The following is a 13,288-nucleotide window of genomic DNA, read 5'->3' as shown; positions in this document are numbered from 1 at the left end:
GGCCCCGGCACGGCAGCGGCCGGGCCATGCAGCCCGCACCGCACAGAAACGGAGGACGGCACAGGCCTTCCCTCATACCCACAACTCTACCCTAACGTTAGTGTAGAGACTGGCGGGATGCTTCAGACAAGGTCAGGGCAGGGACGTGGATGGCAAGCACATGCAGATCGGCGAGGTCGCCGCGCGGACCGAGCTGTCACTGCGCACCATCCGGCACTACGAGGAGACCGGACTGGTCGTCCCTTCGGCCCGCTCGCAGGGCGGCTTCCGTCTCTACACCGAGCGGGACGTCGAGCGGCTGATGGTCATCCGCCGGATGAAGCCGCTCGGTTTCACGCTGGATGAGATGCGCGAGATGCTCGCGGCAACCGACCGCCTCGACGCCGGTGACGAACTGGTTGCCTCCGAGCGGGAGCAACTCCTGGAGCGAGTGCGAGGTTTCGAACAGGCCGCGCAGCGGCGCGTGGAGGACCTGCGCACCCAGTTGGAGCGCGCCGAGGACTTCGCCGCGACGCTGCGCGACCGGCTCCACAGCGCCAGCGGGCCAGGAACTGCCGCAGAACGCTGACATGCGGCGGAATGCAGAGCACGGCGGTTCGGTGGACACGCCGCGGACGAGGCTGGGTGCGAGGCGCACCTCGGTGGAGGGCGCGTGGTCGTCTTGCGGTGGCCTGCTCAGGCTAGACGCCCCGGCACAATCAGCTGCTGGTCTGCGGTTACAAGTGCCTCGGTCATGCCAGGGAACCGGCGGTCCGGCCCTCCTTGCGCGGCCGCATGTAAGAACGGCGCCTGGTGGTGCTGCCGCGCAGGATGCCGGTGTGGCGTGAGGGCTGATGACGCCACCCGGCAGATCGGCCGCGCGATCGGCCTGCCGTCCTGATCAGCGCTGCCCGTTCGGTCTGTCGCTCCGCTCGCTCATTTGCCCAGGAAGAACCAGAGACCTTCAAGGGCTGGCGTTACGGCGGCTGAAGGTCTCTGGCGCAGGACTCGCTGTTGTCCAGGTCGTGATCAGCACCCTTGGGGTAGCAACCCTCAGGAGGCGTGTGCGCGTTTGGTGGCGATAGCGGCCAGGGTTCCCAGGGCGAGACAACTGCTCATCACGGCTGCCATGGGCGCCGGGCTCTGAGTACCGAATAGCCCGACCAGGGGGGAGGCGGCCGCGCCGAAGAGGAACTGGCTTCCGCCCAGGAGAGCGGAGGTAGCTCCCGGGGCAGCGCGTCCGCGGCTCTGAGCGACGGTGATCACGGCTGGGAAGAAGATGCCGAATGCACTGATAGTGATCAACAGGCATAGCCAGGTCAGCGGCGTGGTGCTGCCAGTGGTCGCCTGGATGAGGAGTAGTGCTGCCGCCCCCGTTGTCGCCAGCGCCGCGCTGATGATGAGGAGAGCCTCGGGGGTCCGACGTTTGGCCAGGTGGCCGTAGGCCAGGCTCCCTGTCATGTTGCCGACGGCGTTGACGCCGTAGACGAGGCTGGAAAGAGCTGGGGAGAGACGGTAGATGTCCTGGAAGACGAAGGTGGTTCCGGCGATATAGGCGAAGACGGCGGCCCCACCGCAGGCGAGGGCCAGCACCGGTGCGAGGATGGCGCGCTGTGCGGCGACCTCTGCGATGGCGCGCAGGCTGGCGGTCATCCCGCCGGTGAGGCGGGCGTGGGGCGGATGGGACTCGGGGATCCAGCGCCATACGCCCAGTGACAGGAGTAAGCCCATGAGGGCGAGGACGGCGAAGACGTAGCGCCAGGACACCGCGAGCAGCAGGGCGCCTCCGGCCAAGGGTGCCAGGACCGGGGCCGTGGCGGTGATCGCTCCCAGGCGGGAGAAGACCAAGGGAAGTTCACGGTCGTCGTAGAGGTCGGCCACGACAGCACGGGAGACGACGATCCCGGCCGCTCCCGCGATGCCCTGCCCGACTCGTGCCGTGTTGAGCACCTCAACCGTGGGCGCCAGGGCACACACGGCGGAGAAGACAGTGAACAGCACGGATCCGCCGATGAGGACGGGCCGGCGGCCGACCGCATCACTGAGGGGGCCCAGAACAAGTTGCCCGACGATGATTCCGGCCAGGAACCCGGTCAGTGACATTTGCGCGCCGGAAGCATCGGTTGCCAAGGATCGGGCCAGGTCGGGGAGGGCGGGGACGTACATGTCTGTGGCCAGCGGGCTTGCGCCGCTCAGTCCGGCCAGAACCATCAACAGCGGGAGCCGTTTCAGAAGTTCGGGGGACGGGCGCTGATGACCGGCTGATGCCTTACCGGTTGAGTGAGTAGTCATAGCGCCGGGGCCGCCCCCTCGACCTGCCCTGACGCCTGCGCCGTCCCCCGGCACCCATTGACGGCCACCTCGGCCTCCGCCACCTGCTCCAGTAGCCCGGCGGCGATCTGCAGCACACCGCGCTCGGCCGGTGACAGCGTCTGACGCAGTGCCGCCGCCAGCCAGGCGTTGCCGTCCCGCACGTGCTCCCGCAGCGCCTCCCGCCCCGCTTCCGTGACCTCGATGTTCTGGCGACGGGCATCCACCTCGCTCTTCGACCGGCGAATTCGCCCCTGTTCCTCCAACTCGTTCAGCACCCGGGTCAGTGACTGGGTCTGCAGCCCTTCTATGGCGGCCAGTTCCGACGGGGTCAGTGCGCCGCTGTGCCGAAGGTTGGCGAGCACGGATGCGGCCAGCCGCGTCAAGGAGCGGCTGTTCCCCGGCTGTTCGGCGCGCAGGCGGGAAGCCAGGCGGGACACGCCCCACCGCAACGCCTCGGCCAAGGCCAGATCCTTCGATGCTTCTTCTGGAACATCAACCATACTTGGCAAGCTAACGCTTAATATATAGCTCTTCAATCCCCTGCAACTTAGCTCATTTATTAAGTGTCAGCTTCTCACTGGGCGGTCTGTCGACACGTGCTGCACCAGATGCATCATCGTGACGTCGGTCACTGCTGGCGGCAGAGAGCATGGGAGGTTGAACTCGGTCTTGGCTACGAGGCCGTCGATGAGACAGGAGCGGTATTGCATGCGTTTGAGCCAGGTCTTCACCAGCTCGGTGAGGTTGATTAGCGACCTCTTCAGGAGCGACCACACACCCTCTACCGGGTTGAGGTCGGGCGCGTACGGCGGTAGTTGGTAGACGGTCAGCCATAATCGGGCGGCGATCCTCGCGCATGGTGCGGCTGACGTGCGTGTTCAAGTTGTCCCACACCAGCACGATCGGTCCGCCGAGTTGCTGGTGGGCGGGCGTCCAGCAGGCGGGCATGGTCGGTCTCGGTGAAGCCCTTGCGGCGGCCTTTGGCGGGGCCGGTCGAGGTGGGTGCAGTAGATCAGCCGCGGCCGGTGGCCGGGCTTGGTGCAGATCAGCGCCGTCATCGAGACACGTTTGGTGCCTGCGGCGGTGACTCGCACCAGAGGCGTGTGGCCGCGTCGAGCCCAGGTGCGGCCCTTGGGCGGCCTCAGGCCCTGGCCGGCTTCGTCCTCGAAGCAGAGTCAGGCGCCCAAGTCACCCTCTTTTCATGACGGGCCACTGCTCGTCCTTCCAGGCGTCGATCTTCGCCTCGTCCTGCTCGGTGGGCCCTGCGAGAGGGGACCTGCATGCTCCAACCGATGCGGTGCAGCAGCAGGTCCAGCCCCGCCAGGGTGTACTCGACACCGAACCGGCGGCGCACGACCTCGGCGATCCTCGCCGGCGTCCAGCACTGGTCACTCCAGCCAAAGGCGGCCGGGCCGGCGTCCAGTACCGACTCCAGGTGGCGGAGTTGTCCCGCGTCGAGCTGCAGCGGGCACCGCCGGGGTCCTTGGAGGCCAGGGCCTGCCGCCCGCCCGAAGACAACGCCCGCCGCCAGCGGTTCGCCGACATCCGGGTCACCCTGAACCGCCGGGCCACCTCCCGGTCGCTGGCACCCGCCTCGACCAGGTCAGCGGCTGCGAGCCGGACTCGCTCACGCCGAGCCCGCTCCTCGGCCGTCAGTCCACCACCATCGGGATACCTCACCCTCCTGGCATAGCGCGGCCCACGACACAGCCGTCACGACCCGGCGTAGCCCGCACTGTCAAAGATCTCTAGCGCCACTCTGCCGGTGCATGGCGATGTTGAAGATCCAGGCGCGTACTCTGGTGCGGTTCGCGCGTCCGCAGGATGGCGAGGCGACAGAGAGGAACCTGGCGGTATGGCGCAAGAGCGGCACATGCAGATCGGTGAGGTCGCCGAACGGACAGGGTTGTCGTTGCGCACGATCCGGCACTATGAAGAAGTCGGCCTGATCGTCCCCTCGGCCCGCAGCAGAGGTGGCTTCCGTCTCTACACCGGGGCCGACGTCAGTCGACTCATGGTGATCCGCCGCATGAAGCCACTCGACTTCTCCCTTGAGGAGATGCGCGACCTGCTTGAGATCACCGACCGGCTCGGCGACCTCGACGATCCGCCCTCGCCGCAGGCACGAGAACGTCTCCGTGAGCGACTCGACGCGTATCGCAAGGTGGCGGATGCAAGGTGCGAGACGCTGCGTGCGCGACTCACGATGGCCGAGGATTTCGCCGCCACACTGCGAGAACGTATGAGCGCGGACTCCCGAACTCAGGTGAGCGGCCGGATCGGCGCCGAAGGGGCGTCTGCGCAAGCTCCGGCGCGCGACTGACGCGCGCCGGCCTTGCCGGTTACTCGTACGGCGGTCAGCGTGGCACACGGCGGGAATCGCCACCAAGACGCACAATCTGCGCCATGTGGACGAGTCACGTCCGGCTTTGCATCGGTAATCAGACAAGCTGCGTCATGCTCCTGACCTGCCCCGCAGTCGATGCTGCCCGTGGCGTTCGAGTGCAGCTTCCCCTCTCGCTGGCAAAGCTCTGACCTCGAATGACCTGGTTCCTGCCACATCGTGGCGACGGCAGGCGCTCCGGTGTGAACCGGGGTGACCAGAGGGGCGCCATCACCTTCAGGAGCAAGGGCGCCAGCGGCGTCCCGCGCCGTGTCATCGGCGACGATGATGTCCTCGCGCGGCTCGGCGTGGCCGTCCTGGGTCATCCGGAAATGGGCAGAGGAACCGGCGCACGCGCCCGATCCGATGCACAGTGTCGTGTCCACTGCCAGCCGCCGACGGCGGGCAGTGGCAGGCTCGCCGGTCACCACGTCACCGGCAGGGTCTTCGGTCCGCGGACCTGCATAGTTGGTCCGCGTCGCCGGTGTCCGTTGGAGCGTCGAGGAGTGCTTCCAGGCCGCCAAGAGGCAGGTCGGCCTGGATCACTACCAGGTCAGGCACTGGACCTCATGGCACCGGCACATCACGCTCGCCATGCTCGCCCTGGCCTTCCTGACCGCCCTCGCTGCCGACGCGAACCCCACCCGGCCTGCCGACCCGCTCCATCCCGCCCGCAGCCACGACCCGATCACGCTGAGCGTCCCAGAGATCCGCCACCTGCTCGCCGCCGTCTTCGTCCCACCGGCCTTTACTGCCGCCAGACTGCTGCACTGGTCCACCTGGCGCAGACGCCACCAGGCCGCAGCCCGACGCAGCCACTACCAACGGCGGTCCGTCGACGAACCTGCTGGATAGATCACGAAACCGCACTGGAGTATTAGGGCCTCTTATGCATACGCCCACCCGCTGGAGTCACGGTCGACGAGGTCCAGCGGCCTGGGCGCCGACGGCTCCGGACGGCTGATGCCGCGGATCGAGGAGGTCCACGCCGAGTCGGGGACACCTATGGAGCCCGTCGGGTCACCCGGGCGCTCGGCGCAAGGGCGTCGAAGTGGCCCGCTGCACCGTTCGTCGCGGAGACGGCGGGCTGACTTCGACCCCTTGTTGCGGGCGAAGTACGTCGACGGCGACAAGTCCAGCACTCGGCATACGGGATCGACCAGAGGCTGGCTTCTGCCAGGTGGTCGCTCTTCCCCGGAGGCACCCCCAGTTCGGCCTCGCCCGGGAACGGTCGATCTCCCGGGCAAAAACACGCTCGCCGCTTTGAGGATCTCGTTCGCCCGCCTGAACCTGGCGCTTTCCTTGCGGATTTGCTTCAGTTCCTCATGCTCGGTGGTGGTCAACCCGTCGTCCCGCTCGCCGCGGTCGACCTCGGCCTGGCGGACCCAGCCGCGCGGAACTTGTTTCCGTGCGGCTTCGGACGGCTCAGATCTCCTGGGGCTTGTAGGAGCTGGGGGCGCGCAGGATGACGCGGCGCAGGAGATCGACGGTTTTGGTGACGCCCTCGACGGGGGCCACAAGAACGTCCTCGTGCTCGATGCTCAGGACGTCGTCGTAGCCGGCGCGGCGCAGGGCGAGGCAGAAAGCGCGCCAGAACGCGTCGTCGTGGCCGTAGCCGAGGGTGACGTAGTTCCAGGAGCGTGCCTTGGCGGCCATGACGGGCAGCGTCTCCAGCCTGCTGGTCAGCGCCTGCCGGGAGGGTTCCAGCCGGGGTGTCCTTGGCGTGCACGTGGTAGATCGCCTCGCCCAGGGCCTCGATGGCGGCCAGCGGGTCGGCCCCCATCCACATCAGGTGACTGGGGTCGAAGTTGGCCCCGACCACGGGCCCGACCTCCTCGCGCAGGCGCAGGAGGGTGGGGACGTTGTAGACCGCCTGGTGGGCGTGCATCTCCAGAGCGAGTTTGGGTACGCCCCGGTCACGGGAGTGGGCGACGAGGTCTCGCCAGTACGGGAGTACGGCTTCGGACCATTGCCAGTCGAGGATCTGTGTGGTCTCCGGCGGCCAGGAGACCGTGATCCAGTTGGGGTTGGCGTCGCCCGGCCCGCCCGGCAGCCCGGACATCATCACCACGCGGTCGACGCCGAGGAGCGAGGCGAGAGCGATCGTCCTGCGCGCGACCTGGTCGTGCTCGCGGCCGCTGGGCCCGGGGTGCAGGGGATTGCCCGAGCAGGTGAGGGCGCTGATCGTGAGCCCTCGGTCGGCGACCTTGGCCAGCAGTTCGCGGCGCGCGCCGTCGCTGTCGAGAAGCCGGTCAATGTCGATGTGCGGGGCCGTGGACCAGGCGCCGGTGGCGAACTCCACGTGGTCCAGGCCGAGTTCGGCGGCCAGATCCAGGGTCTCGTCGAGCGTGAGCTGCCCGACGCTGTCGGTGTTCAGACCGATCTTCATGATGCGTCCCGTCTGCGGTGTGGTCGGGCGGGGAGCGGTCGTTCCCCGCTGGTTCGGTGTGCCGGCGGTGGGGGTCAGATGTAGAGGGCTGGGCGCTCGGCCAGTTCCACCTCGACGCGGCGGCCCTCGGTCTGGGCGCGGATGCCCGCCTCGCAGACCGAGGCCACGGCGTAGCCGTCCCAGGCGCTGGGGCCGGTGACCTCGCCGCGTCGGGTGGCGTCGACCCATGCCTGGACCTCGCGGTCGTACGCTTCCTCGAACCGCTCGACGAAGCCGGGGGTGACCGTGCCGCCCCAGCGTCCGCCGGTGCTGACGAGCATGTCGTGCAGGTCGCCGATGCGGGCGGTGCCGTGCTCGCACACCGCCTCGGCCTGGACCTGGTAGCCGTAGCGGGCGTTGACGTAGATCTCGACGTCGACGAGGGCGCCGCCGTCGGTTTCGAAGACGACGAACTGGGGATCGGCCAGTCCTTCGGGCGCGTTGCCGGAGGGCCGCGGCCGCATGACGGTGACGGAGGTGATCTCCTGGCCGAGCAGCCAGCGGGTGATGTCCATCTCGTGGGTGACGGAGTCGTTGATGAGCATGGCGCTGGTGAAGTCCGGCGGGCAGGACGGGTTGCGGTGCCGGTTGTGCAGCATCAGCGGCCGGCCCAGTTCCCCGCTGTCCAGCAGCGCTTTGAGCTTGATGTACTCGTGGTCGTAGCGGCGCATGAAGCCCACCTGCACCCGGCGGTGCCCGAGCCGCTGCTCGGCCTCCAGCACGCGCAGAGCGGAGGCGGCGTCGGGGGTGAGGGGCTTTTCGCACAGGACGGGCAGGTCGTACTCGAACGCGGTGAGCAGTGCCGCCTCGTGGGCGATGCCCGGGGAGGCGAGCACTACGGCGTCGACGTCGGGTGAGGCCATCGCTTCGGCGATGTCGCCGTAGGCCGCGCATCCGTCGATGTCGGCGGCGACCGTCTTGGCGCGATCGATGTCGACGTCGACGACGGCGGCCACATGGGCGCCGCTGGTCACCTCGCTGATCCGGCGTACGTGGTCGGCGCCCATGCGGCCGGCGCCGATCACGGCGACTCCAAGGGAGGTGTGGTGGGTCATGTGGTTCCTTGCCTTGGGGGGTGGGGGTGGCGGTGACGGTCAGCAGTGGGCCGGCCGGACCCACACGGGTCCGGCCGTGACCCGGGTCGTACGCGTCACCGTGTTCCCTTGGCGGCGTACGCGGCGACGGCGGCGACGTTGGACTTGTCGACGAAGGCCGGGCCGGTCAACACGGGCGCGACGCCACCGCCGCTGTAGTTGCCGTTGTTCTTGTAGAGCCAGAGGGAGTCGACCGCCAGGTAGCCCTGCAGGTAGGGCTGCTGGTCGACGGCGAACTGGATGCTGCCGTCCTGGATGGCCTTCACGAGTTCCTTGTTGAGGTCGAAGGTGGCGACCTTGGCCTTGCTGCCGCCGTCGGACACCGCCTGTGTGGCGGTCAGCGCGACCGGGGCGGCGAGGGTGACGACGTAGTCGATGGAAGGGTCCTGCTTGAGCTTGGCGGTGATGGTCGACTTCACGGACGGCATGTCGGCGCCGTTGACGAACAGGTTTTGCGTCGTGCCCGAGAAGCCCTTCTTGACGCCCGCGCAGCGTGCCTCGAGGGCGACCTGGCCCTGTTCCTGAATGACACAGGCGATCTTCTTGGCCCCGAGGGAACTCAGCTTCTTCCCGACCGCCTCGCCCGCGACGGTCTCGTCCTGGCCGAAGTACTCGAGCAGGCCCTGCTTGTTCCAGTCGTCCACACCGGAGTTGAAGCCGACCACGGGTATACCGGCCTGCACCGCCTTGGCCACGGTGCCCTTCATGGCGTCGGGCTTGGCGAGGGTGACGGCGATGCCGTCGACCTTCTGGTCGATCGCGTTCTGCACCAGGTTGGCCTGGTTGCCCCCGTTCGGGTCGGAGGAGTAGACCAGCTTGACGTTGTCCTTCGCAGCCGCGGCCTGGGCGCCCTTGCGGATGGTGTCCCAGAACGTGTCGCCGGGGACGGCGTGGGTGATCATCGCGATGGTCATGCGGGGCGTGGTGGCCTTGCCGGCAGAGACGCCACCGGCGCTCTCCTCCGACTTCTTGCCGCCCGAACTGCTGGAGCAGCCGGCGACCGTGAGGACGGTACTGGCGGTCAGAGCCACCAGGACGGTGAATCTGCGGGAGCGGGAGGGAAGCGAGCGGTTCATTTCGGCACCTCACTGTGCTGACTTGCGGGAAGGGGTGATCCACCGGCGAGATGCAAGGCATCCCGTCGTGGGTCGGACGGGGAGCTACTGGGTGGCCGGCTGTGCGGCTCGGGGTGGGGATCAGAGGGTGAACGCGGCGCGGAACCGGTCCATGGCGGTGTGACTGTCGCCAGAGGGCCATGCCTCCAGGGCGATCGTGCCGTCGTAGCCGAGGTCGGTAAGGGCGCGGGCGACGGCCGGATAGTTGATCTCTCCGGTGCCGGGTTCGCAGCGGCCGGGCACGTCGGCGACCTGGATCTCTCCGATCAGCCCCGCACCGTGCGCGCGGCGGACAAGCTCGATGAGGTTTCCCTCGCCGATCTGGGCGTGGTACAGGTCCAGATTCATCCGCAGACCGGGCCGATCGACTGCCGCGACCAGGGAGAAGGTGTCGGCGGCCCGCGCGAACGGGACGCCGGGGTGGTCGACGGCGGTGTTGAGGTTCTCCAGGGTGAAGGTGACGCCCGCGCTCTCACCCAGTTCGGCCAGGCGGGTGAGCGTGCGGTGGGCGGTGATCCACATCTCGCCGATGGCGTCGCCGGTCACCGGCACCACGGGCAGGCCCTCGCTGTCCAGGCCGGTGCCGTGCAGGTTGAGCCGGGGGCAGCCGAGATGCTCGGCGGCCTTGATCGACTCCTCGGCTGTGCGCAGGAGTTCGGCTGCGCCGTCCGAGTCGGCCAGTGTGCCGCGGATGTGGCCGGTCATCGAGGAGAACTCGGCGGCGGTCCGGACCAGTGCGTTCAGGTCGTGCCGGGTCCAGTCCCAGATCTCCACCTGGAAGCCGGCCTCGTGGATGCGCCGGGCCCGCTCCTCGATCGGCAGGTCCCGGAAGACCAGCTCGGCACAGACCGCCAACGTGTACATCGCAGCTCCAGACTTATAACGTTCTAAGAGAACAGGAGCAGTACGCCAGGCGCCAGGCGGCCTGTCAAGGGTTTGTGCGGACATTTGATTTATAACGTTGTAACAACGTTGACCAGTGCGTGTCCTGCTTGGCTCGGTCTACGATCACCTCGGAGAAGACCCTCGAGCAGGAAGGCCGACGGTGCCATCGCGCTCTGCCGTACCGGACGGAAAGCGGCCGACGCTCAGCGACCTCGCGGCGCGGGCAGGTGTCTCCGTGCCGCTTGCTTCCATGGTCATGCGCGGTGCCAAGGGGCCCAGCGCGGCTAGTCGCGAGCGGGTGCTGCAGGCCGCGCAGGAGATCGGCTACCGGCCGGACAGCAGGGCCCGCCTCCTGCGCAGCAGCCGCTCGCACCTGGTGGGAGTGCAGTTCGACCTGCAACAGCCCTTCCACGCCGACATGGTTGAGGCGCTCTACGCCGCGGCGGGAGCGGCCGGCTATCAGATCGCGCTCAGCGCCGTCGCCGCGAGCCGCAGCGAACAGGAGGCGGTGGAGACGCTGCTCGCCGACCGCTGCGAGGCACTGATCCTGCTCAGCCCCCATGCCCCGGCGGCCCGGCTGGCAGAACTCGCGGCGCAGCTGCCCGTCGTCTCCGTGGCCCGTCGGCTGCGCCCGCTCGCCGACGGCGTCGACGTCGTTCGCGCGGCCGACGACGAGGGCGCCCGACAGGCGGTCGACCACCTCGTGGCACTGGGCCATCGCGACATCGTCCACATCGACGGGGGCAGGGCGCCGGGCGCGGCGGACCGGCGCCGCGGCTACAAGTCGGCCATGAAGCACCACGGCCTCACCGACCGCGTCCGCCTCGTGCCGGGCGGGCTGACCGAGGACCACGGCGCGGCAGCCGCACGAACACTCCTCGCCGCGGCTGTCCGCCCCACCGCCGTCCTCGCCTTCAACGACCACTGCGCGATCGGCGTCCTCGACACCTTCCTGCGCGCCCGTATCCCTGTGCCCGACGAGATCTCGGTCGTCGGCTTCGACGACAGCCACCTCGCCCGCCTCGCCCACGTCCAACTCACCACGGTCGGGCAAGAAGCCCGCCAGCTGGCGCGCCGGGCCGTGAGCCGGGCCGTCGCCCGGCTGGAGGGTGGGGCGACGGACGACGAACGAGAAGTCGTCGTCACACCACACCTCGTCATACGAAGCACCACCAGGGCACCTTGCCGCTCCTGACCCGCGCTGCTCCACGTCGCGGCTCGATCTGGTCGAAGTTCCACCGCGCCCCCAAGGGACCACCCGCGGCTGCCCGCCGAGGAACCCGCCTCCATCCAGGCGGACGCGCGAGCCAAGGAGGCAGGCAAGCGGACGAACGCGAGCCGCTGCCGTGGATCGCGCTGTTCAGACACCGCACCACCTGGGGCATCAGGTGCCGTCGAATGTCTCTTCAGCAGCAATCACGGGAGCTCGTGCCTTTCCGGTGCGGTGTTGTACGTACTGACCGCGGTCATGCGGTCCTCCACAGCGTCTGGTTCTGAAGCAGCTCTCCGTCGGCAGGCTCGCTCTGGTGCCGAGCCGCGTGCTGCTGCCCCATGAACGTACGACCGGATACCTGACATGTGCCGTCAGGTCTATCTGGGACTTTTTCGGCCTTCGACCCGCCGCCGGCCTCCGGCGTCGACCCGTACATCCTGCTCGCCCCCATGTGGAAGATCACCGAGGCGGGTCTTCGTCCGGTGTGCAAGGACGAGGCCGGGGTCAGTGGCATCGTGGACGTGCTCACGCGTCGACGCATCCGGGCGGTGACGCTGTCAGCCTGCTGGGGCGCCGTCGTACAGGGCGATGGTCTCCTGTGCCCTGCGGACCAGTGCCTCACGCAGTTCGGCCGGCTCCAGGACTTCAACGGCGGGGCCGAAGAGGAGCAGCTGCTCAGCCCAGCCCAGCGAATGGAACCTCACCTCCAGCTGCACCGGATCGGTGCTCTCGGCATCGGCCGGCTCCTGCGGCGGGGCGGCGAGCTCCGCGCCGTGCAGAGCCAGGAATTTCGCCAGCATGGGGCGCTGGACCTTCACCGTCACGCTCACCGGTGCGGGCACGTTGTCGACCACATCGCGCAGGGTCTCCCACAGTTCGGCCAGCTCCACCCCGCTGCGCCGCTGGACGGGATCCTCGGTGACCGTCGCCGAAAGCATCCGGTCCGCCCGGAACATCATGGGCTTTTCTCGGTGATCGGCGATCAGGTACCAGATGCCCGTCTTGCTCACCAGCCCGTACGGATCAAGGGTGTAAGACCGGACCTGGGCATCGCGGCCGTGACGGTAGCGCAGTCGAAGCCGTCGGTCATTGAAGACCGCGGCCTGGAGCACGCCGAGGTCGACGGTGAGCTCCTGGGGCTGCTGCGCCAGCGCACCGGGTCGATCAGGATGCGGCGGCTGGCGAGATCGGCGTCGCCGCGAAACGGCGCGGGCACAGCGGCCATGACCTTGCGCAGTGCCGAGCCAATCGCCGGGCCCAGCCCCAGGTCGGCGTGGGCCCGGTCGGTGACCAGGACGAACAGGGCGCGGGCTTCGTCGGCCGTCAGGCCGGTGACATCGGTGCGGTAGCCGGGAAGCAAGGCGATGCCTCCGCGGCCACGTTTTTGGTGTTGGGGGCGAGGAACTGGTGGATCAGGTAGCCGTTCGCCCCGTGGATCTCCACGCCGTCGAAACCGGCGGCGATCGCGTTGCGCGCGGCGTCGGCGTAATCGGCGATCGTCTGGGTGATGCCGTAGGGGTCCAGTTCCTTGGGCGTGACGTAGTCCCGGGGCCCTGTTATGGATGGAGTTTCGTTCTGTCCGTTGTCCGCTGCGGGCATGGGTCAGGGCCCTCCGGCGTGAAGGGCCCTGGACCAGTGGTGGCGTCGGTCGGGGAGCCGTTAACGAGCGGTGAATCAGGTGCCAAGTAACTCGTGAACCGCCTCCGAGGCCGCCGCCGCAAAATTTCAGATGGACGGCGAAGTCCAACCTGGTGGCGCCGCTTTGTTCCGTAACCAGCCCGCCTCGTCGCCGGACAGGGTGAAGTAGTCCACCACCCCGTCCAGACCCAGATCCCGCCCCACCGACAGCCCCTTTCGTCACCCCCGTTCCCAGCGTTC

General features: G+C 68.5%; 10 protein-coding genes and 4 pseudogenes. 4 read left to right on the top strand and 10 right to left on the bottom strand.

The window, feature by feature from the left end; genetic code table 11:
* Positions 1-145 precede the first annotated feature (145 nt).
* On the top strand, positions 146-568 hold the full coding sequence (locus tag QF034_RS00860) for a MerR family transcriptional regulator (protein ID WP_307173052.1): 423 nt from the start codon (positions 146-148) through the stop codon (positions 566-568).
* A 464-nt stretch (positions 569-1,032) separates the two neighbouring features.
* Here the strand turns inward: QF034_RS00860 and QF034_RS00855 are convergent, their stop codons facing one another.
* The 3 genes and pseudogenes from QF034_RS00855 to QF034_RS41715 form a co-directional block, all read right to left on the bottom strand.
* A complete protein-coding gene (locus QF034_RS00855; protein WP_307173051.1) occupies positions 1,033-2,190 on the bottom strand; it encodes a multidrug effflux MFS transporter in 1,158 nt (385 codons plus the stop codon).
* A 77-nt stretch (positions 2,191-2,267) separates the two neighbouring features.
* The gene (locus tag QF034_RS00850) at positions 2,268-2,753 is read right to left on the bottom strand and encodes a MarR family winged helix-turn-helix transcriptional regulator (RefSeq protein ID WP_307173050.1); all 486 of its coding nucleotides are present in this window, start codon (positions 2,751-2,753) and stop codon (positions 2,268-2,270) included.
* A gap of 204 nt (positions 2,754-2,957) precedes the next feature.
* Positions 2,958-3,972: pseudogene (locus QF034_RS41715) on the bottom strand (IS630 family transposase); the annotation flags it as partial.
* 175 nt (positions 3,973-4,147) lie between these two features.
* Here QF034_RS41715 and QF034_RS00835 point away from each other — a divergent pair.
* Complete coding sequence (locus QF034_RS00835) at positions 4,148-4,615, top strand: MerR family transcriptional regulator (protein ID WP_307173048.1); 468 nt, start codon at positions 4,148-4,150, stop codon at positions 4,613-4,615.
* Between the two features lie 528 nt (positions 4,616-5,143).
* Positions 5,144-5,530, top strand: a pseudogene (locus QF034_RS41710) (IS701 family transposase); the annotation flags it as partial.
* A 570-nt stretch (positions 5,531-6,100) separates the two neighbouring features.
* On the opposite strand, the gene QF034_RS00820 reads toward QF034_RS41710, so the two are convergent.
* From QF034_RS00820 to QF034_RS00805, 5 genes and pseudogenes are all read right to left on the bottom strand, one after another.
* Positions 6,101-6,331 carry an IolE/MocC family protein gene (locus QF034_RS00820; protein ID WP_307173047.1) on the bottom strand — a complete coding sequence of 77 codons (231 nt, stop codon included), beginning with the start codon at positions 6,329-6,331 and terminating at the stop codon, positions 6,101-6,103.
* A 49-nt stretch (positions 6,332-6,380) separates the two neighbouring features.
* Positions 6,381-7,064 (bottom strand): annotated as a pseudogene (locus QF034_RS41375) (sugar phosphate isomerase/epimerase family protein); the annotation flags it as partial.
* Positions 7,065-7,138: 74 nt separating this feature from the next.
* Positions 7,139-8,158, bottom strand: coding sequence for a Gfo/Idh/MocA family protein (locus QF034_RS00815; RefSeq protein ID WP_307173046.1), 1,020 nt, complete (start codon positions 8,156-8,158; stop codon positions 7,139-7,141).
* A 95-nt stretch (positions 8,159-8,253) separates the two neighbouring features.
* Positions 8,254-9,273: a sugar ABC transporter substrate-binding protein gene (locus tag QF034_RS00810; protein WP_307173045.1), complete on the bottom strand. Its 1,020-nt coding sequence runs from the start codon at positions 9,271-9,273 to the stop codon at positions 8,254-8,256.
* A 120-nt stretch (positions 9,274-9,393) separates the two neighbouring features.
* A complete protein-coding gene (locus QF034_RS00805; protein WP_307173044.1) occupies positions 9,394-10,176 on the bottom strand; it encodes a TIM barrel protein in 783 nt (260 codons plus the stop codon).
* A 181-nt stretch (positions 10,177-10,357) separates the two neighbouring features.
* Between QF034_RS00805 and QF034_RS00800 the strand changes: the two genes are divergently transcribed.
* Positions 10,358-11,392 carry a LacI family DNA-binding transcriptional regulator gene (locus QF034_RS00800; protein WP_307173043.1) on the top strand — a complete coding sequence of 345 codons (1,035 nt, stop codon included), beginning with the start codon at positions 10,358-10,360 and terminating at the stop codon, positions 11,390-11,392.
* Between the two features lie 575 nt (positions 11,393-11,967).
* On the opposite strand, the gene QF034_RS00795 is transcribed toward QF034_RS00800, so the two are convergent.
* On the bottom strand, positions 11,968-12,522 hold the full coding sequence (locus QF034_RS00795) for a helix-turn-helix transcriptional regulator (RefSeq protein ID WP_307173042.1): 555 nt from the start codon (positions 12,520-12,522) through the stop codon (positions 11,968-11,970).
* 274 nt (positions 12,523-12,796) lie between these two features.
* Positions 12,797-12,964: pseudogene (locus tag QF034_RS00790) on the bottom strand (oxidoreductase); the annotation flags it as partial.
* Positions 12,965-13,288: the final 324 nt, after the last annotated feature.

The organism is Streptomyces africanus (assembly GCF_030816955.1).
GTDB classification, from domain to species: Bacteria; Actinomycetota; Actinomycetes; order Streptomycetales; family Streptomycetaceae; genus Streptomyces; species Streptomyces africanus.
Note: the sequence above shows the minus strand (reverse complement) of the source record. Positions and strands in the feature narration are given on the sequence as shown.